General features: G+C 63.7%; 18 protein-coding genes. 4 read left to right on the top strand and 14 right to left on the bottom strand.

Features of this window, described 5'->3' with window-relative positions:
• Positions 1 to 152 precede the first annotated feature (152 nt).
• The 11 genes from AX729_RS00980 to AX729_RS40325 form a co-directional block, all read right to left on the bottom strand.
• The gene (locus tag AX729_RS00980) at positions 153 to 1,526 is read right to left on the bottom strand and encodes a cation-efflux pump (protein WP_061020033.1); all 1,374 of its coding nucleotides are present in this window, start codon (positions 1,524 to 1,526) and stop codon (positions 153 to 155) included.
• A gap of 203 nt (positions 1,527 to 1,729) precedes the next feature.
• Positions 1,730 to 2,698 carry a zinc-binding dehydrogenase gene (locus AX729_RS00975; protein ID WP_061020032.1) on the bottom strand — a complete coding sequence of 323 codons (969 nt, stop codon included), beginning with the start codon at positions 2,696 to 2,698 and terminating at the stop codon, positions 1,730 to 1,732.
• A 25-nt stretch (positions 2,699 to 2,723) separates the two neighbouring features.
• The gene (locus AX729_RS00970) at positions 2,724 to 3,719 is read right to left on the bottom strand and encodes an NAD(P)H-dependent flavin oxidoreductase (RefSeq protein WP_061020031.1); all 996 of its coding nucleotides are present in this window, start codon (positions 3,717 to 3,719) and stop codon (positions 2,724 to 2,726) included.
• Positions 3,720 to 3,938: 219 nt separating this feature from the next.
• The gene (locus AX729_RS00965) at positions 3,939 to 4,589 is read right to left on the bottom strand and encodes a hypothetical protein (protein ID WP_061020030.1); all 651 of its coding nucleotides are present in this window, start codon (positions 4,587 to 4,589) and stop codon (positions 3,939 to 3,941) included.
• Between the two features lie 56 nt (positions 4,590 to 4,645).
• Positions 4,646 to 4,849: a hypothetical protein gene (locus AX729_RS00960; RefSeq protein ID WP_061020029.1), complete on the bottom strand. Its 204-nt coding sequence runs from the start codon at positions 4,847 to 4,849 to the stop codon at positions 4,646 to 4,648.
• 655 nt (positions 4,850 to 5,504) lie between these two features.
• Positions 5,505 to 5,930 carry a CBS domain-containing protein gene (locus tag AX729_RS00955; RefSeq protein WP_061020028.1) on the bottom strand — a complete coding sequence of 142 codons (426 nt, stop codon included), beginning with the start codon at positions 5,928 to 5,930 and terminating at the stop codon, positions 5,505 to 5,507.
• 176 nt (positions 5,931 to 6,106) lie between these two features.
• Complete coding sequence (gene oxlT / locus AX729_RS00950) at positions 6,107 to 7,396, bottom strand: oxalate/formate MFS antiporter (RefSeq protein ID WP_061020027.1); 1,290 nt, start codon at positions 7,394 to 7,396, stop codon at positions 6,107 to 6,109.
• Positions 7,397 to 7,798: 402 nt separating this feature from the next.
• Positions 7,799 to 9,298, bottom strand: coding sequence for a tripartite tricarboxylate transporter permease (locus AX729_RS00945; RefSeq protein ID WP_061020026.1), 1,500 nt, complete (start codon positions 9,296 to 9,298; stop codon positions 7,799 to 7,801).
• A 42-nt stretch (positions 9,299 to 9,340) separates the two neighbouring features.
• Positions 9,341 to 9,838: a tripartite tricarboxylate transporter TctB family protein gene (locus AX729_RS00940; RefSeq protein WP_061020025.1), complete on the bottom strand. Its 498-nt coding sequence runs from the start codon at positions 9,836 to 9,838 to the stop codon at positions 9,341 to 9,343.
• An 86-nt stretch (positions 9,839 to 9,924) separates the two neighbouring features.
• Positions 9,925 to 10,932, bottom strand: coding sequence for a tripartite tricarboxylate transporter substrate-binding protein (locus AX729_RS00935; RefSeq protein ID WP_061020280.1), 1,008 nt, complete (start codon positions 10,930 to 10,932; stop codon positions 9,925 to 9,927).
• Between the two features lie 460 nt (positions 10,933 to 11,392).
• On the bottom strand, positions 11,393 to 11,530 hold the full coding sequence (locus AX729_RS40325; RefSeq protein WP_197433513.1) for a hypothetical protein: 138 nt from the start codon (positions 11,528 to 11,530) through the stop codon (positions 11,393 to 11,395).
• Between the two features lie 263 nt (positions 11,531 to 11,793).
• On the opposite strand from AX729_RS40325, the gene zigA reads away from it, so the two are divergent.
• Together zigA and AX729_RS00925 are read left to right on the top strand one after the other, a co-directional pair.
• The gene (gene zigA / locus AX729_RS00930; RefSeq protein WP_061020024.1) at positions 11,794 to 12,999 is read left to right on the top strand and encodes a zinc metallochaperone GTPase ZigA; all 1,206 of its coding nucleotides are present in this window, start codon (positions 11,794 to 11,796) and stop codon (positions 12,997 to 12,999) included.
• A 117-nt stretch (positions 13,000 to 13,116) separates the two neighbouring features.
• Complete coding sequence (locus tag AX729_RS00925; protein WP_061020023.1) at positions 13,117 to 14,436, top strand: Hsp70 family protein; 1,320 nt, start codon at positions 13,117 to 13,119, stop codon at positions 14,434 to 14,436.
• A 26-nt stretch (positions 14,437 to 14,462) separates the two neighbouring features.
• Here AX729_RS00925 and AX729_RS00920 read toward each other — a convergent pair whose 3' ends face one another.
• The 3 genes from AX729_RS00920 to AX729_RS00910 form a co-directional block, all read right to left on the bottom strand.
• Positions 14,463 to 15,041, bottom strand: a complete 579-nt coding sequence (locus AX729_RS00920) for a c-type cytochrome (protein WP_245325006.1) — start codon at positions 15,039 to 15,041, stop codon at positions 14,463 to 14,465.
• 353 nt (positions 15,042 to 15,394) lie between these two features.
• The gene (locus tag AX729_RS00915) at positions 15,395 to 15,838 is read right to left on the bottom strand and encodes an SRPBCC family protein (RefSeq protein ID WP_061020022.1); all 444 of its coding nucleotides are present in this window, start codon (positions 15,836 to 15,838) and stop codon (positions 15,395 to 15,397) included.
• Between the two features lie 127 nt (positions 15,839 to 15,965).
• The gene (locus AX729_RS00910; RefSeq protein ID WP_061020021.1) at positions 15,966 to 16,655 is read right to left on the bottom strand and encodes a hypothetical protein; all 690 of its coding nucleotides are present in this window, start codon (positions 16,653 to 16,655) and stop codon (positions 15,966 to 15,968) included.
• Between the two features lie 373 nt (positions 16,656 to 17,028).
• Between AX729_RS00910 and AX729_RS00905 the strand changes: the two genes are divergently transcribed.
• Together AX729_RS00905 and AX729_RS00900 are read left to right on the top strand one after the other, a co-directional pair.
• Positions 17,029 to 18,003, top strand: coding sequence for an alpha/beta hydrolase family protein (locus tag AX729_RS00905; RefSeq protein ID WP_061020020.1), 975 nt, complete (start codon positions 17,029 to 17,031; stop codon positions 18,001 to 18,003).
• A gap of 126 nt (positions 18,004 to 18,129) precedes the next feature.
• Positions 18,130 to 18,432, top strand: coding sequence for an antibiotic biosynthesis monooxygenase family protein (locus AX729_RS00900; protein WP_061020019.1), 303 nt, complete (start codon positions 18,130 to 18,132; stop codon positions 18,430 to 18,432).
• The last annotated feature ends 551 nt before the right edge of the window (positions 18,433 to 18,983 follow it).

The raw sequence follows: 18,983 nt of genomic DNA, 5'->3' as shown, positions 1-18,983 counted from the left end.
TTTGAATCCAGTTTTCGCGGGCTGTCGAGAGTCAACGAATCGTTAACGCGAAATTATTCTTATCCAACACGCAGAATGTGCATCGCGGGGCCGCAAACTCACGGGCGCAGCGAGTCCGAAACGAGAACGTGTTGCTCGCCGCAAATTCTTCATCACGCACGCGGCGGTTCGGCGTGACTGATGACGCGCTTTACGGTCGGGAACGCACGCCGCAACGCGCGCTCGATCGCGTCGACTTGCTCGTGCACCTTGATCACGCTCATCGAGGGTGCCGCGCGGCAGTGGAAATTGACGATCTCGCCGGCGTCGGTGTTGCGGACCCGCACGTTGTGGATGTCGTGGATCTCGCCGCCGGCGGCGTATTGGGTCAGAGCGGCGGCGATGATCTGCACCCGTTCCGGGGCGGCATCGACGCCGAACGGCAGTTCCGGCTCCAGCGGCTCGATGTGGACGTCGACCTCGACGTCCTCGCCGAACTCCTCCTGGATGTTGCGCTCCAGCGTGTTGGCGACGTCATGGGCGTCCTCGAGCTGCATGTCGGCGTCGACCTCGAGGTCGATGCTGACGGTCAGCTTGGCGCCGAGATCGTGTACCGTGACATGGTGAACGGCGAGGCCTGAATTGTGCGCGATCACCATGATGCGGTCGCGCACGGTCTCGTTGTTGCGAGCGACGGGGACGGCGGTGAAGGTGAGGTCGGCGTCGCCGAACGCCTTGTCCACGGCGGTTTGCGCGCTACGCTTGATCTCCTCGACGCGGTCGATCGGATAGGTCCGCGGGACCTGCGCGATGGTGTCGATGAACGTGGTCGCTCCGACCATGCGCACGCGCAGCCGGTCGACGTCGATCACGCCCGGCACGCTCCGGATCGCGGCGGTGGCCTTCTCCTGGGCGCCTTCCGGGGCGCGATCGACCAGCGTCTGCACGGTCGAGCCGGCCATGCGCAGCCCGAGCAGGGCGATCATCACGGCAACCGCCGCGGCCGCCGCCGCGTCGCCCCACCAGAAGCCGAGGCCCGCGAGGATCAGGCCCACGATCACGGCGAACGAGCCCATCACGTCGGAGGCGAAATGCAGCGCATCCGCCGCCAGCGCCTGGCTCCGGGTCTCCCGCGCGGCGCGGTGCAGGGCGCGGGCGCGCCAGAGATTGACCGCGATGTCGATCACCAGCACCACGAACGGCACGGCCGAAATGGTCGGCGGCGGGGTTCCTTCGCTCAGCCGGCTATAGGCCTCGACCAGGATGCCGCCGGCGAGCACGTAGAGCAGGGCGGTGACGCCGAGCGCGGAGATGCTCTCCAGCTTGCCATGGCCGTAATGGTGCTCGTCGTCCGCCGGCTTGTCGGACACCCGCACCACCGCCCAGGTGATGATGGTCGCGACCAGGTCGATCGCGGAATGCAGGGCCTCGGAGATCAGTGCCAGCGAGCCGATCGCGATCCCGACCGCGAACTTGGCTGCCGCCATGCCGCCGCTGGCGAAGATCGAGATTGCGGCGACCGAGGTTTTGCTGTGCTGGGAGGTCATGGCGGGGATTTAGCAGGGCGTGGGTGAACATCAAGCGACGATCCACAGCCGTAGTCGCGAGTGATTTGCAGGAGCGGGGCCCTCGATCCCCCGTCATTCCCGGGCGCCGAAGGCTAACCCGGAATCTCGAGATTCCGGGTTTGGTCCTGCGGCCCGCCCCGGAATGACGGAGTGAGCGTCAATGCACTCCGCCGCCGCACACCTCACACCACCACCACGATCTTCCCCAGATGCTTGTTCGCCTCCATGTGCTCGAACGCCTGGTCGATGTCGTCGAACGCGAACACCTTGTCGATCGGCAGCTGCAGCTTGCGCGATTCCACCGCGCCCCAGACGTCCTTGCGGACCTCCTCGAAGATCTCGCGGACCTCCTCGATGGTGCGGGTGCGGAAGGTGACGCCGACATAGTCGATGCGCCGGGCCGCATGCAGGTCGAAGTTGAAGTCGGCATGTGTGCCGCCGAGCCGGCCGACGTTGACGATGCGGCCCTTGATCTTCGTCGCCGCGAGGTTCTGGCTCGCGACCTTGCCGGAGACCTGGTCGACGACGAGATCGACGCCTTCTCCGTTCGTCGCCTTCAGTACCTCGTCGACCCATGTCGGATCGGAGCTGTCGACGGCGAGGTCGGCGCCGTACTCCCTCAGCCGGCCGCGGCGATGGGCATCTGTCGACGAGCCGATCACGAGCTTCGCTCCCTTGAGCCTGGCGATCTGCATCGCCATCAGGCCGACGCCGGAGCTGGCGCCCTGGACCAGCACGCTCTGGCCCGCCTGCACACCGCCGACGGTAACGACGGCGTTGTGCATGGTCGTGAGCGCGACGGGCAGGGTGGCCGCCTCCTCGAAATTCATGTTCGAGGGTGCGTGGAATAGCCGGCCGTGATCGGCGAGCGTATATTCGGCAAACGCCGCACCGCCCGATCCCATGATGCGATCACCGATCTTGACGCCCTTGGCGTTCGGCCCGAGTTCGGCGACTTCGCCGGCCCATTCCATGCCGAGCACGGTGCCGACGCCGCCGGCCGCGCCATGGGCGTGCCCCATGCGCATGGCGGTATCGGCGCGGTTAAGGGCGCAGGCACGGACGCGGACCAGCACCTGCGTGCCCTTGGGCTTTGGTTGAGCGACGTCGGAAATCCTAGCGCCACCAGGGCCGTAGACGTAAGCCTTCATGAATTGGTCTCGCTTCCTGCCGTGACTATTCCGCCGCTTCACGTTGTGGATGAACGATCATGCCTTCGAGCCGGCCGCGGATGATTGCCTCCGCTTCGCGCACGATGCGGGAGACGAGCTCGGCGCAGCTCGGGATGTCCTGGATCAGGCCCTGGACCTGGCCGGCCGACCAGATGCCCTCGTCGGAATTGCCGGTGGCGTAGACCATCTTGCCGCGGGCACCCGCAACGAGCTCGCGGATGTCCTCGAACTTGGCGCCTTCCTTCTCCATCGCGACGACCTTGGTCGAGATCGCGTTCTTCGCGACGCGCGAGGTGTTGCGCATGGTGCGGAAGATCAGCTCGGTCTCGCGCTCGTCATTGGCGACGATCTTCTCCTTGATGAGCTGGTGGATCGGGCTTTCCTTGGTGGCCATGAAGCGGGTGCCCATGTTGATGCCGTCGGCGCCCAGCGCCAGGGCGGCGACGAGGCCGCGGGCATCGGCAAAGCCGCCCGAGGCGATCATCGGGATCTTGACCTTGTTCGCGGCGGCCGGGATCAGGATCAGGCCGGGGGTATCGTCCTCGCCGGGATGGCCGGCGCATTCGAATCCGTCGATCGAGATGGCGTCGACGCCCATGCGTTCAGCCGAGAGCGCATGGCGCACGCTGGTGCATTTGTGCACCACCTTGACGCCGTGCTTCCTGAACTCGTCGACATGCTCCTGCGGCTTGTTGCCGGCGGTCTCGACCACCTTGATGCCGCTCTCGATGATGGCGGCGCGGTATTCGGCATAAGGCGGCGGCTTGATCGCGGGCAGGATGGTGAGGTTGACGCCGAACGGCTTGTCGGTGAGGTCGCGGCAGCGCGCGATCTCCTTGGTGAGATCCTCCGGCGTCGGCTGGGTCAGAGCCGTGATGAAGCCGAGGGCGCCGGCATTGGCGACCGCCGCGACCAGCTCGGCACGGCCGACCCACTGCATGCCGCCCTGGACGATCGGGTGCTCGACGCCGACGAGTTTTGTGAACCGAGTCTGCAACATGACGTTTCCCCCGCCTGTATGGCGCTCTGTTATCGGTTGATGGCTGGAGGATGCCGCCCGCGTCGGCAAATGTCTATTGGACCGGCGCGCGGTGAGTGCGGGGCAATCATGCGGGGACGAGGGTGATTCCGTGCGGCGGATAATTGGGGTGCCGGGCCTTCGCCAGTGCGACTGTCGGGACGGCCCCCGAAGCGGTTCTTGAGCCCAACTGCTTCGTCGCTACTCCGCCGACAGCCGCACCATTTGTCGGCCGCCGTTCATTTCCTTGAGGCGGTTGACGAAGTTCTCCGGGCGCTGCCAGCGATTGGGGACCTGCAATCCCATGAACTCGGCGATGTCGCCGATGAAGCCGGTGCAGTTGGTGGTCTCGGCGTTCCAGACCGGCGAGTTCGCCTGCAATTTCTTGATGTAGGCGAACACGCGCTTGGCGTCGGCCTCGTTGAGATAGACCCGGTAGCTGGCGGTCAGATATTCCGGATCGAGATCGCCGTAGCTCGCGCCGGTCTCGGACGGCACGAAGGTGATGTGACCCAGCACATAGGCGAGCGTGTCGCCGGCCGGTGTGAGCCCTGCGACCTCCACGGCACGCTCGCTGGTCTTGCCGTACCAGACGAAGGCATGGCCCCAGCTTGCGGCGGTGCGCGCGCGGAAGTCGACGTAGTAGGGGCCTTTCTCCGCGCGCGCGACCGGGCGCCGCGTCGATTGCGGCTGAGGTCGCGAGGCGGTGTCGGTCGTGGCAAGCGCATTCGCGTCGGCAACGCGCTTGTTCGCCTCGTGGGCCGAGGCCGAAGGCATCATGCACGAGAGCATAGCCGCAAGAGCGAAGCCCGCGAGCATGCAGGATCCCGATCGATCAGCTTTGTTCGTCACGCAATTTCCCCCGACTATCGGCCGTTACGCAGATGAAGCGCTTATTCCGCTGCGCGTCAGTAGCGCGCCGCGACCGGGCCGGGCGCCTTGCCGATCGGGGCCTTTCCAACCGGGCTCTTGCCAATCGGCATTTTGCCGATCGGCGCCTGCTCGGCCGGATAGACCGGCACGGGCTGTCGGCGCGGCAGATCCGCAGCGTTTGCAGCCGTCACCAGAGCAAGCGTAGCACCCAGAGCAATTACAATCTTCTTCACAGTCATACCCCTGAAGGTTTGGTCCAAACACGGCAGCGCCGTGCCCCCAGACACGGCTCCCAGAAGGGCGGCCGAATGCGTCCAAGTTGCGGCACGCCCGGGACATGTTGGCGGCATATGCTTGGCGCGCGGAGATGTGATGTGTCTGGATATTTCCGGGAGATTTGGTGCCCGCATGAGCGAAGCGGCGGAGAAAGCGTGATCCCCGCATGTCGCTTCGCTCATCTCCATTCGCCCGCTTCCATTGCTCGCCCGCTCCGGCTCGAGCCGTTCCGGATCGCGGCGTCAATGACCAGCGAGCGTGACTCAGGCTACGGCTTCCCGAGGAAGTTCGACCGCATCTTTTCGGCGAACCACACCACGAAGATCGCGGCGAACGAGAGAGCGAAGTACAGGGCCGTCCACAAAAGCGCGTTGCCGGCATTCGTCATGGCGTCCTCCCTTGCGTCAGAAATCAAGTTTCTTGCCGGGAAGGATAGCGGCGGCCGCGACGGCCGATTTGCGCGGGATCAATATTGCTGCGGTGCGGAGCGAAATAGCGCGGCGTCTTCATTCCGTGCAGATTGCGTCTCCGAACCGATCAGGGAAAGGTGCCCGCCGCGCGAGGATCGGTCCGGCTCGGAAGCATCCGGGCCGGGGTCGCAGGGCAGGTGCGTGACGCCTAGGCTGCCCGCGGTGTCGAGTTGGCAGCTTCGTCAACGGCCGCGGCGATGTCGCGCATGCTGATCACGGAGACGAGGCTGTAGTTGTCGATCACGGGCAGGTGGCGGATGTGATGACGGTTCATCAGATGGCGAACGTGCTCGATCGTGTCGCCCGAGGTGCAGGAGACGAGCTGCTGGACCGAGACCAGCTGCGAGACCTTGACGTTGACGGCGGCCGCGCCGTGCTCGGCAACCGCGCGCACCACGTCGCGCTCGGTGAACATTCCGACCGCGGTGTTGCCCTCGGAGCGGACAACGTCCTTGACCACCAGCGCGCTGATGTTGTTGGCGCGCATCAGCTTGGCCGCGATCCCCACCGTTTCGTTCATACGCACCGTGACGACGCGCGGCGTCTTCTTGCGCAGAATGTCTCCGACCAGCATTGCAACCTCCCGGGTGAGTGATGCAAGAAGTGTGGTATACATAATGCCAATCGTCAAGTGCTGGGTTTGGCTGATCCGAAAAATCTTGCGAAAGCGATCCTGACGTTTGTCGCGCAAACGAAAACGCCCGGCCGTGAGGCCGGGCGTCGTACCCGCGAGATCTCTGGTGAAGCGCGTCAGATCGTGGATTTCGCGACCACGATCTTGCGCCACGGCTTGAGCACTGCGATCGCCAGCAGCGAAGCCAGGATGTTGGCGCCCGCTGCGATGATGAACACGCTGTCCCAGGTGCCGGACGATTGCTGCATGTAGTTGGCGATCGGCACCAGCAGCGCGGCGGTTCCTTTCGCGGTGTAGAGCAGGCCGGCATTGGTGGTCGCGAACTTGGCGCCGAACGTGTCGGTGCAGGTCGAGGGGAACAGCGAGTAGATCTCGCCCCAGGCGAAGAACACGAAGCCCGACAGCAGCACGAACCAGACCGGGTCGTGTCCCCAGAGGTAGAGCATCCAGATGCCGAAGCCTTCCATGCCGAAGGCGATGAACATCGTGTTCTCGCGGCCGATCATGTCGGAGATCCAGCCGAAGAACGGACGCGTCAGGCCGTTGAGCACGCGATCGATCGTGGCGGCGAAGGTCACCGCCGTCATCGTCACCGCCATCAGCGTCACCGGCACGTTGTCGACCTTCCAGTCGGCTGCGATCGGCTTCAGGTTTGCGGTCACCATCAACCCGCCGGCACCGACGATCACGAACATGAAGTACATCAGCCAGAAGATCGGCTGACGCAGCACCTCGGTCGGCTGATAGTTGCGGCGGGTCTGCAGCAGATTGGCGTTCGCCACCACGTTCGGGACCTGGCCCGCTTTCGGGGCGAGCAGGAAGAAAGCGAGGATGCAGATGATGATGCCTTGCCCGAGGCCGAAATAAAGGAAGGTGGCCTGGAATCCACTATCCTTGATCATGGCCTGGATCGGCGCGACGGTCAGCGCGGAGCCCGCGCCGAAGCCCGCGGCCGTGATGCCCGCAGCGAGGCCGCGCTTGTCCGGAAACCACTTCAGCGCGTTGCCGACGCAGGTGCCGTAGACCCCGCCGGCGCCGATGCCTGCGACGATCATGCCGAGATAGAAGCCGTTGAGCGAGGTGGCCTGCGCGTTGATCGCCCAGCCGATGGCGCAGAGCACGCCGCCGACCAGCACCACGATGCGCGGGCCGTATTTGTCGACGAACCATCCTTCGACCGGCACCAGCCAGGTCTCGAACAGGACGAAGAGGGTGAAGGCCCACTGGATCGAGGCGCGATCCCAGCCGAACGTCTTCTGGATGTCGGGGACGAAGAACGTCCAGCCGTATTGATAGTTGGCGATCATCACCATCGCCGCCACGCCGATCGCCAATTGCGCCCAGCGATAGGCATCGCTTACGCGTGCGGCACTAGGGGCCACCCCCGACTGCACCATGTCCGTCATCAAGAACCCTCCCGAAACGCGCCGATTTTTTTAAGCATGCGCCGGCCCGCATCCTGGTATTCATTATGCCAATATTCAAGCGAGGGACTAGAGGTGCGGCAAAATAACGCAGGCTTCTCCACATGAGCCATGGACGCGGGATTGTAAAGCCCGAATTGCTCGCGTCTTGGCAGCCTCGATGGCGATAGAGGCCATTCAATCCGTTGATTTGACGATACATTTTCGCGGATCGCGTCGCCGCCTGCATGCTCGGAGAATTCCGCGCGTTGGGGGATTTTTTCCGTTCGTGGGTTTGTTCGCGCACGCCGACGAGCGGCGCTGGCGGGCGGACGATTCCTGGAATTCCTTATTCCAGAAGCGTCGCCTGCGACGGTTTGGCGCTGCTCGGACGCGTCTTCCGGGTCACGCCATCGACGTGCGCAGCCGGCTGAAGCCTTCCTGGATCGCGGACCAGAACAGGGCGACGAGGCCAAGCGCCATGATCGTGCTGACGAGGCCGTTGGAGAAGAATACGCCGAGCGAGCCCTGTGATCCCAGCAGCGATTGGCGGAAGGCCTCCTCGGCCTTGTCGCCGAGCACGATGGCGAGCACCAGCGGCGCGAGCGGGTAGTTGCACTTCTTCAGGAGATAGCCGAGCACGCCGAACACCAGCATCAGCATCACGTCGAAGGTGCTGTTGTGCACCGAATAGGCGCCGATCGCGCACAGCACCAGGATCAGCGGCGCGATGATGCCGAAGGGCACGCGAAGGATCGCGGCGAAGATCGGCACGCAGGTGAGCACGACGATGAGGCCGGCGAGGTTGCCGAGATACATCGATGCGATCAGGCCCCAGACGAACTCCTTCTGCTCGACGAACAGCATCGGGCCGGGCTGCAGTCCCCAGATCAACAAGCCGCCGAGCAGCACGGCGGCGGTGGGCGAGCCGGGCACCCCGAGCGACAGCATCGGCAGCAGCGCGGCAGTGCCCGCGGCATGCGCCGCCGTCTCCGGCGCGATCACGCCTTCGATCTCGCCCTTGCCGAAATTGTTGCCGCGTCGCGACAGGCGCTTGGCGATGCCGTAGCTCATGAAGGATGCGGGCGTTGCGCCGGCGGGCGTGACGCCCATCCAGCACCCGATCAGGCAGGAGCGCAACGAGGTCATCCAATAGGCGGGCAATTCCCGCCAGGTCTGAAGCACGACGCGAAGGTTGATGCTGGCCTTGCCGCCGCGGAACGCCAGCCCTTCCTCCATGGTCAGCAGGATCTCGCCGATCCCGAACAGGCCGATCACGGCGATCAGGAAGTCGAAGCCGTTGAGCAGTTCGGTGATGCCAAAGGTCAGCCGCAACTGCCCCGTGATCGAATCGAGCCCGACCGCCGCGAGCGCGAAGCCCATCATCATCGCCGCGATGGTCTTGAACGGCGGCTCCTTGCTCAAGCCGACGAAGCTGCAGAAGGCGAGGAAGTAGACTGCGAATTTCTCCGCCGGACCAAATCGCAGTGCGAAGCCCGCGACGAGGGGCGCGACGAGCGTGATCATGACGACGGCAAACAGCGCGCCCACGAAGGAGGAAGTGAAGGCGGCGGTGAGGGCCTCGCCGGGCTTGCCCTGTTGCGCCATCGGGTAGCCGTCGAAGGTGGTCGCCACGGACCATGGCTCTCCGGGGATGTTGAACAGGATCGAGGTGATGGCGCCGCCGAACAAGGCGCCCCAATAGATGCAGGACAGCATGATGATCGCCGAGGTCGGCGGCATGCTGAAGGTCAGGGGCAGGAGGATCGCGACGCCGTTGGCGCCCCCGAGCCCCGGCAGCACGCCGATGATGACCCCGAGCGTGATGCCGATGACCATCAGCATGATGTTGTAGGGCTGCAGGGCGACCGCGAAGCCGTGAAACAGATTGGCCAACTCTTCCATGTCGAAACGTCCTGCAGCAATGATTGTATGAAGGCGCGGCTCTTACAGACCGAGCCATTCCTCGAGCGGCCCCTTGGGAAGCGGGACCAGGAACCAGCGCTCGAAAACGAGATAGGTCAGGACCGGCATGCCGACCGCGACCGCAATGGTCGTCAGCCAGCGATAGCCGCCGAGCCAGCGCATGAACCAGGCGATGAAGACCGTGGATCCGACGTAGAGGCCGATGAACGGCATCGAGCCGACATAGATCGCGGTCGGCACGACGACGCTCATGACCTGGCGCAGCTGTCCCCATTCCGCGAACAGCCGGCCGTCATCGTCGCGTTGCGCATGCCAGAGGTTGATGGCGCTCGCGCCGACGATCGCGGCGCCGATATAGAAGGGGAAGAAGCCGGCGCGCGGGCCCTCCGCGCCCCAGTTGATGCCGGCCTTCATGCTGCCGAAGATCACGACCAGGCCGAACGCGCCGATCAGCAGCGCCATGCCGATTTCCAGCGTCTTGTGTGCCGGGCCAGATTCGGATCCGGATCGTTCAGTCATGGGACCTCCAGGCGGAAACGCAGGGTTTCGCGGTCGCGGCAGGCGTGAGGACGGGCCGCGTCCTCAGCCATCGTCGATGTCGCGGCTCAATTTCCCGATGCGAGGAAGCCGGCTTCCTTCATCAAGCCTTCGTGGCGCTTCTCCTCCGCCTCGATCCACTTGGCGTAGTCGGCGCCGGTCATGAAGGTCGTGTTGAAGGCGCCGCTCTTCATGAAGTCCTGCCATTCCGGCGTGGCGCGCACCTTCTTGAACAGCTCGACATAGTATTCGATCTGATCCTTCGTGGCCTTGGGCGACATGAAGACGCCGCGCAGCATGAGATATTCCATCGCGAGGCCCTGCGACTTGCAGGTCGGAATATCCTTCCAGGCCTTGCCCTCGGCGATCGGCTCGTCATAGGCCATCGGCTGGGCGTCGAAGACGCAGAGCGGACGAAGCTTGCCGCCGCGCCATTGCGCAACCGCCTCGATCGGATTGTTGACGGTCGAATCGACGTGGTTGCCGACGAGCTGAACGGCGACCTCGCCGCCGCCCTTGTAGGGAATATAGGTGAACTTCGCGTCGATCGCCTTCTCGATGCCGACCGTGATGATCTGGTCTTCCTGCTTGGAGCCGGTACCGCCCATCTTGAACGAGCCGCTTGGTGCCTTCTTCGCGGCGTCGACGTAATCCTTGACGCTGTTGTAGGGCTTCTCGGCATTCACCCAGAGCACGAATTCGTCGAGCGCCAGCATCGCCACCGGCGTCAGATCCTTCCAGTTGAACGGAATCCCGGTGGCCAGCGGCGTCGTGAACAGGTTCGACAGCGTGATGATGATCTTGTGCGGATTGCCCGACGACGACTTCACGTCGAGGAAGCCTTCGCCGCCGGCGCCGCCAGCCTTGTTGATGACGACCAGCGGCTGCTTCATCAGATTGTGCTTGGTGACGATGCCCTGGATGGTGCGCGCCATCTGATCGGCGCCGCCGCCGGTGCCCGCGGGCACGATGAACTCGACCGGACGGACCGGCTCCCAGGCCGCACGGCTTGCGGTGCTGCTGGCGCACGACATCGCGATTGCCGCCAAGGCGACATTCAGAACGAACGGCTTCATCTTGCTTCTCTCCCTGTCGAACCCAACGCAGTCGCTCTTTGGCGGCTTGCGGCAGCCCATCTCGATTCAGATACCCGGTGTCACCCTTGCGGTCGACCTCCGTGGTAGTCCGATAGAAACTTTATGAGCAGGGATAAGGCGCGGCATCCGCTCCTTTCGGCTAAGGGGCCGCCAAGGGGCGCGGCACGTGTGTCCCTCGGCTGTTTCCCGTCGCGTGCTACGTTTCCCCGCCTCACACCTTGGATTGTGCGATCGTTCTTTGTTGGTCGAATGGTATGCGAGATGCCAGCAAACAAACAATCGGATCGGCGGGGCCCCAGTCGGACACATTGTCGCAGTCGGGCCGGGAAGGCCAGGCGAGGATGCAAAAGCAAATGGCCCCGAGTGGGGCCATTTGATCAATGGGAGAGGCTGTTGGATCTGCCGCCCGCCGATCGGCGGGGGCGGCCAAGGCGCCTTCTTACAAGCCGAAACGCGGCAGGTCGCCGTTGCGATTGGAGATCTCGGCGCTCGCCATCAGGAAGCTGTCGATCGCGACCATCAGGCGGGCGAGCAGCGAGGAGGAGGGGGCGAGAGCGACGGAAGCGGACTTGGACATCGGAAATCCCTTTCTCGAAGCAGGCGATCGTGCTGCCTCATTTCTAAAGGGAGTTTATGTATACCAGATGCCAATATCCATCAGTTTGTTTGCATAGCAGCATTCGTTCTTCCGCATTGCGGTATCGGCCGTAATCCCCTGGGCGGAGAAGGTGCCTTGACAACGTTCCGTCGAGCAAAGAATGTAATGTTATAACATTACATAGCGAGGTGCCGTGTCTCGCCGTCCTCGACCGATCCCGCTCGAAAGGCTGTTCGATCTCCATGCCCAAACTCCCCGTCACCGTCTTGTCCGGCTTCCTCGGGGCTGGAAAGACCACTTTGCTGAACCACGTCCTGAACAACCGGCACGGCCTGAAAGTGGCGGTGATCGTGAACGACATGAGCGAGGTGAACATCGATGCGGACCTAGTCCGCGATGGTGGTGCCAACCTCTCGCGGACTGATGAGAAACTGGTGGAAATGACCAATGGCTGTATCTGCTGCACCCTGCGCGACGATCTCCTGAGGGAGGTACGTGCGCTCGCCGAAAGCGGGCGCTTCGATTATCTGTTGATCGAATCGACGGGCATTTCGGAGCCGCTCCCGGTCGCAGCGACGTTCGATTTCCGCTCGGAGGCGGGCGAAAGCCTCTCCGACATCGCCCATCTCGACACGATGGTGACGGTGGTCGACGCCGCCAACCTGCTGAAGGACTATTCCTCGACCGAGTTCCTCGGCGAGCGCGGCGAGGCGCTGGACGGCGACAAGCGGACGCTGGTCGATCTCCTCGTCGAGCAGATCGAGTTCGCCGACGTGATCGTCCTCAACAAGGTGGACGAAGCCTCGCCGCAACAGCGCGAGGCGGCGCGGCAGATCATCCGCTCGTTGAATCCCGAAGCCGACATCATCGAGGCCAATCACAGCCGCGTGCCCTTCGACCGCGTGCTCAACACCGGCCGGTTCGACTTCGAGAAGGCCCAGCAGCATCCGCTCTGGTACAAGGAGCTCTATGGTTTCGCCGACCACGTGCCTGAAACGCAGGAATATGGCGTGGAGAACTTCGTCTACCGCGCCCGCAGGCCGTTCGATCCATCGAAGTTCGACGAGTTCGTCAAGGACTCCTGGCCGGGCGTGATCCGGGCGAAGGGGCATTTCTGGCTGGCGACGAGGCCGCAATGGCTCGGTGAGATCAGCCAGGCGGGCGCGATCGTGAGGACCGAAGCGCTGGGTTTCTGGTGGGCGAGCGTTCCGAAGGAGCGGTGGCCGAACGATGAAGGCTGGCGCAAGCGGCTCGGCCAGTATTGGGACAAGGTGTACGGCGATCGTCGCCAGGAGATCGTGTTCATCGGCACCGGCATGGACGAAGCCGCGATCCGCCGCAGGCTGGACGCATGTCTTGTCCCGGAAACGTCGTCGATGGACATCGCCGCATGGTCCGCTCTCGCCGATCCGTTTCCAATTTGGCGTCGAGGCGATCAGTCCAGCTGATCGACGTGAATATCAGCGTCTTGGCGTAAGGTCCGGGACCTTCCGATCAGGTCTTGCAAGGGGACGGCAAAGCCGTTAGTGCTCTGCCCCCTTTCCAATCATCTGTCAGAGTGGTTCATGTCGAGCGCCTCGCCCGCCGTCTCGATCGGCATCGATTTTGGGACCAGCAATACGGTCGTCGCCCTCGCGGCAGACGACCGCCGGGTCGAGGCGATCCGCTTCGATCACGGCGGACAGCGCCACAGCGTCTATGTGTCGGCCCTGTGCTTCTGGGAGGACCGGCCGGGCGCCGGCGCCCAGGCCGAGGGCGGCCCGTGGGCGATCGAGCAGTTCCTCGAAGGACGCCACGTCTACCGCTTCCTCCAGTCGTTCAAGACGTTTGCAGCGAGCAGCAGCTTCAACACCACCCAGGTGTTCCGGCAGCGCTACAAGTTCGAGGATATTCTGGCGGCGTTCCTGCGCACGCTGGCGCGCCATGGCGGTGGGAAGTTCGGCTTCGAGGCGGCGAACATCACGGTCGGCCGCCCGGTGCGTTTCGCCGGCGGCAATCCGGACGAGGCGCTGGCGATGCAGCGCTACCGGGCCGCGTTCGAACGCCTGGGTGCCGGCCACGCCCGCTACGTCTATGAGCCCGTGGGCGCGGCGTTCTCCTTCGCCCGCCGTCTGGAGCGCGATGCCACCGTGCTGGTCGCGGATTTCGGGGGCGGCACCAGCGATTTCTCCGTGATGCGGTTCTCCCGCTCGGGCGGTGCCTTGCGCGCCGAGCCGCTCGGCCACGCCGGCATCGGCATCGCGGGCGACACGTTCGACTATCGCATCGTCGATCGGGTGATCTCGCCGCGCCTCGGCAAAGGCTCCAGCTTCCGCTCGTTCGACAAGGTGCTGCCGATCCCCAGCGGCCACTACACCAACCTCGCGCGCTGGCATCAGCTCGCGATGATGAAGAGCAACGGCGACCTGCGTGAGCTCCGCGAACTCGCGCGCACCGCGCTGAAGCCGGAGCTGCTCGAGGATTTCATCACCATCGTCGATCTTGACCTCGGATTTTCGCTCTATCGCGCCGTGTCCGACGCCAAGGTCGCGCTGTCGAAACAGGACGAGGTGGACTTCCGCTTCCAGGGCGGCGGCGTCGAGATCGGCGCGGCCATCACGCGGAAGAATTTCGAGGCCTGGATTGCAGACGACATTGCGCGGCTGGGCGCCACCGTCGACAAGGTGCTGGGCGAAGCCGGCATCGCCGCGCGCGAGGTGGAGAAGGTGTTCCTGACCGGCGGCACGTCCTTCGTGCCCGCTGTGCGAAAGCTCTTCGCGGAGCGGTTCGGCAACGAGCGGCTGATGTCCGGCGACCAGTTCGAGTCGATCGCCTATGGCCTTGCGCTGATCGGACATAGTCCCGACCCGGATCGCTGGGCGGCAAGTGAGGTCACGGCCGCCTAGCAGGCGGCGAGCGGCGCTATTGGCCGCTATTTCTGCTGAATTCGGTTCAGGTAATCGATCACGGCGAGAATGCGGGTCCGCACGACGACCTCCGGGTTTTGCTGCGGCCCGGCCTTTTGCCAATAATAGGAATCGACGGCGTGAGGCAGGTTGACGATGGGGTTGAACCGCTCGCCCCAGACCGGCATTTCACGCGTGCCGTGAGCCGGGACTGATTTCGACCCGTATATGGTCTCGTAAACGGCGTTGGTGGGAAACACCCCGTTGTTGTTCTTGGCCAGCATGGTCAAATCGGAAGGCGGTGTCCTGAGCTGGCCGCTGACCGGTCCTTTGCCCTTAGCGTCGGCGCCATGACAACTCGCGCATGAAGACTGAAATTCCGCCTTCCCGATGTCGACCTCTTCGGCCTTGGCGGCAGCAGCGAAACCAGCGGCAAGACCGGCAATGATCAACCATTCGACAGAAGATCTCATCGTATCGCCTCCGAGGCCGGCAGGGATGACTCCTGCTCCTAGCCGGTTTGCCCTCTTGACGGTTTGACGCACATCAAGATCGCCCACCAGTGCCGTCGCCTGGGCAAAGGCCCGCAGCGCCGTGCCCGCCATCTTTTGCGGGATTGAGAGAGCGTTGGATGGCGGGCTCGCGAAGGGCGTGTAGCAACTCGATGCGAGTTGGTCTCGCGGAGCGTTTCCTCATTCTCCGTCATCGCGCGCGCAGCGAAGCAATCCGGAGTCTTTCCGCGGAGGGATTGTGGATTGCTTCGCTGCGCTCGCAATGCCGAGGTGGATAGACCGGCATGCACTGGCCGAACAGCGTAGGGTGGGCAAAGGCGCGCTCTTCGCGCGCCGCGCCCACCATCTTTTCGAGGTTGAGAGCATTGGGAGGCACGCTTCCGCCTTCGCAATTCGAGCTGCGGCGGACAAGCCGCTTTGCGTACCCAACGATGCTGATGCCGTTGTTATTGATTGATCTCGGGCTCGACGAGCTCTGCCAGATTGCGCAGCGACTGCTGCCAGCCGAGATAGCAGGCCTCCGGCGGAATGACGTCGGGGATGCCGGCCTGTGTGATGTCGATCTCGGTGCCGACCGAGACCTTCTTCAGTGTCACGGTCACTTCGATCAGGCCCGGCAGATTGGGATCGTCGAACTTGTCGGTGTAGCGGAGACGTTCGCCCGGAACGAGCTCGACATATTCACCGCCGAACGAATGGCTGTTGCCCGTCGTGAAATTGCGGAACGACATCTTGAACGTGCCCCCGACCTTGGGCTCCAGGTGATGCACGGTGCAGGTGAACCCGTTCGGCGGAAGCCATTTCGCCATCGCATCGGCCTCCAGGAAGGCGCGATAGACTTTCTCCGGGCTGGTGGTCAGGACGCGGTGCAAGCGGACAGTGCTGGGCATGTTTTTTCCTCGGTGATCGATGGGCCCGAGTTTGGCGTCGATGGCCCATTCATGTCACGAGGACGACGGGGAAGCCGCCGATCCGACAGGGGGCTCGTGATTTTTTTGCCGTGTCCGTGCCAGGTGGTCAGATGACTGCGATATCCTGCGGCGTCATCGTGAACGCCAGGCGATAGCGGCCGACCGTCGGATTGGCCTCTGCGCCCATGGCGCCGAGCGATTCCGGCGAAAGCGGGCTTGCGATCACCTCCTCGATCGCATCGGCATCGTAGCCCGAAAGCAGCACGATCCAGTCGGCGGCACCGTCGTTGCCGCGGATCCGTTGTTCGGCGGTGGGTGCGCTCGTCCGCGGCGTGTCGGTGTGGAGGAGGTGAGCGCCGGTCAGCCCCGGCTTCTGCGCCAATGTGCCGAGCGTGTTCGCGAGGTGCGCCTGCAGGTCCGCGTCACGTCCGGCCTGCGGCGACAGCCTGATGGTCGCAAGCGATGCCGCCACGCCACCGCCAAAGCTCCCGACGATCCGGCACTGGCTGCGGACCATGCCGAGATGATGCGGCATCATCTTCGCCGACCACGGCGTCGGCGCGTTGAGACGATCGAGATATCCCTTGGATGTGAGCACCTCGTATTGCTCGAGCTCGTAGAGCACGAAGAAGCCCTCGGCATCCGTCGTACTGGTCCAGCGCGATCCGCGCCGGAAGCCGGGAATGCTCATCCGCTCCGGGAAGTGCTCATGCGAATGCCAGTCGCCGAACTCGCCGCGCTGCTCCGGCCGAACGCTCCACCACATCGCGACGGCGGCCTTGCCCAGCAGTGACATGTTGATCCTCCCTGTCTTGCGCCGGGCTATCGCATTTTTCCTTGCGGCCATCCTTCGAGACGCCCGCTTCAGGCGGGCTCCTCCAGCGACAATGGATTCGCCATTGCGCGGGGATGAGGACGGAGTGCGCGGCAGCAGTTTCAACGAGCGCTGACGCCGATGAGCCTCATCCTGAGGAGGCGCGCGAGCGCCGTCTCGAAGGACGAGGCGTGCACGCAGGCCGCCACCAGACATATGCGATAGCCCTGACTTCTTGCGGCCACTTTGCCTCAACACCGACAGCGGCCGCAAGGTGTGCCCGCTTGGAAGCCGAAGCCACAATTCCGCTATCGTTTCCCCGTTCAACTCCCGCGGGAAATCAGGGGAGCTTCCGTTGCGCCGCGCGCTTTGGGCTTTGGCCGTCATCCTCAGTTGTTTCGGCTCGCCTCTGCGGGCCGCGGGCATTCAGTTGCTCGACGCCGATCCGGCGCTGTCGGGCGCGATCTGGTATCCGTGCGCGGGGGAGCCGGCGCATGTGGCGCTGGGCCGTTTATCGGTGAGTGCCGATTTCGACCTGAAGGGCGTGAAGGACTGCACTGTCACGGGCGCAAAGCTGCCGCTCGTCATCTACTCTCACGGCCGGGGCGGATTTTTCGGCCAGCAGCACGATACGGCGGAGGCGCTGGCCGATGCCGGCTTCGTTGTCGCCGCCATCAATCATCCCGGCGATACGGTCAGCGACTCCTCGCGGCGCGATACGCTGTCGGTTTGGGGATCGCGCCCGGCGGACATCGTGCGCCTGCTCGATTTCCTGTTGAACGATTGGAAGGACAAGGCGGTGATCGATCCTGCCAGGGTGGGCTTCGTCGGTTTCTCGCTCGGAGCGGCGACCGGCCTCGTGCTGATGGGGACCAAGCCGGACTTCGCCAGGCTCGCCAGCCTCTGCAAGGAGACGACCGGCATGTGCGCACAGCTTCACAATGGCGAGACGCCGCCCGAGCCGATCCACGATGCGCGCATTCACGCCGCCGTCATCGTTGATCCCGCACCGGCCACCCTGACGCGGGAGAACCTCGCTCTCGTCAATGTGCCTCTCCAGTTCTGGCGCTCGCAGTTCGGCGGACCTGGCGTCGGCGACGGCTCGGGCAACGCGCGCGTAGCGGAGGGCCTGCCGGGCAAGCCCGATGTTCACGTGGTGCCGGCCGGCCATTATGCGTTCCTGGCACCGTGCTCGCAGGAGCTGGCGGCGGCCGTCCCACGTATCTGCGCCGACACGCCGGCGGGATTCGATCGAGCAGGATTTCATCGCGAGTTCAATGCGGCGGTCGTGAAGTATTTCCGTGAGCAGTTGGCGGCGGGAGATCGCTGAGGCTCGAATTACCGTGACGGTCCAGTGCTGTCACCGTAATCGGATCGGTTGCGCTAGTCCCGGGGCGTCCGCTTGTGACCCGCAACGGGGCATGGCATCAGGTAGTAAGAGAGAGGATCAAACCGTATGATCAGCCTAATAAATGTCTTCACGGTGGATCCAGCCAATCAGGACCGGCTCCTCGATTTGCTTGCGCGCGCGACCGATGAATTCGTCAGCCGGGCACCTGGCTTTGTTTCCTCGACCCTTCATCGGAGCCTCGACGGCACGAAGGTGACCATGTATGCGCAGTGGCGCAGCGTGGAAGACTATGAGTCCATGCGCAAGGATCCTGGACCGTTACCCTTTCTCGAAGAGGCGCTCACGATCGCGAAATTTGAGCCGGGCATGTATGAGGTCGTGCGCACATTCTCGCCCATTGATCGATAGGCCTCGGCCCCGCGCGGACTTCCGCTGTTGGCTCATTGCAGTCATCGAGGACTGCATGCAAGCTGAACAGGGATCGGACGAGGTAATTCGCAGAGGCTAGGTTCATGACAGCAACGCTTTGGGAGGTCCCGGTCCCTCCCACTCAGGTTGAATCTACAAGGATTGAGCAGTTGCCGAAGCGTATCACGCGCTTGGCCATTTCGTTAGTGGTACCGAGGGACGATGTTGATGTGGTTGAATATCACGATCTTTCTCTTGAGGGGACCGAGCTATTCAAGTGCACCTATCTCACCTCTCTAACTGCAGAGATGATCCGGTCAGCTTACGGCAAGCTCGTGGATTTAGGGCGTACTGAATTGTGGTCTCAAATCGCTGACAGATCGCAGGAAGCGAATATTCGGCACTTAATGATTTGCTTCGATGACGGCCCTTGTTACGAGGTTGTCTGCACCAGCTTTTCGCACTTGAAAAGATAAACTGTGATGTCGCCTGTTGGCCGATTCTGTTGAAAAAGGCTGGCAGTATTCCGTTGTAATGGCTGGGCGGAATGA

Origin of the sequence: Bradyrhizobium sp. CCH5-F6 (assembly GCF_001556045.1) — a bacterium.
Taxonomy (GTDB): Bacteria; Pseudomonadota; Alphaproteobacteria; order Rhizobiales; family Xanthobacteraceae; genus Bradyrhizobium.
Note: the sequence above shows the minus strand (reverse complement) of the source record. Positions and strands in the feature narration are given on the sequence as shown.